This is a genomic window from Paenibacillus sp. Aloe-11 (genome assembly GCF_000245715.1).
Lineage (GTDB): Bacteria > Bacillota > Bacilli > Paenibacillales > Paenibacillaceae > Paenibacillus > Paenibacillus kribbensis.
In genome coordinates this window covers 86,247-86,574 of record NZ_JH601082.1, presented here as the reverse complement: position 1 = coordinate 86,574, position 328 = coordinate 86,247, and the positions used below count along the sequence as shown (strand labels likewise).

1 protein-coding gene is annotated in these 328 nt (G+C 59.5%); it reads left to right on the top strand.

The window, feature by feature from the left end:
* The coding region (locus WG8_RS26090) for an S-layer homology domain-containing protein (RefSeq protein WP_007433149.1) at positions 1-328 on the top strand (328 nt) is incomplete at both ends.

Sequence of the window (328 nt, the reverse complement as noted above, 5' to 3'; positions counted from 1 at the left end):
GCTGGTGCTGCCACTGCCGCAGCAGTCGCTGCCAAGCTCTGCCTCTGCCGAAGAACGCCAATCATTCCTGACCAAGCTGGCCGTGTATGTGGAGCATAGCGACGGCACCAGAGAGCTGTTGCAGCCGCTGCTGCAATGGGACGGAAACCAGCCGGCAGGGCTTGGCTTTAGTGTAAACAAGTTCAGCACCTTTACGGTGCTGCATCTGGACAAGCAGACCGCGAGCATAGGCGGAGAGCAGAAGAGTGAGCGTTCGCAGCCGTATATGCAAGGATACCCGAACGGGACATTCCAACCAGCACGTACGATGACACGGGCGGAGCTGGCG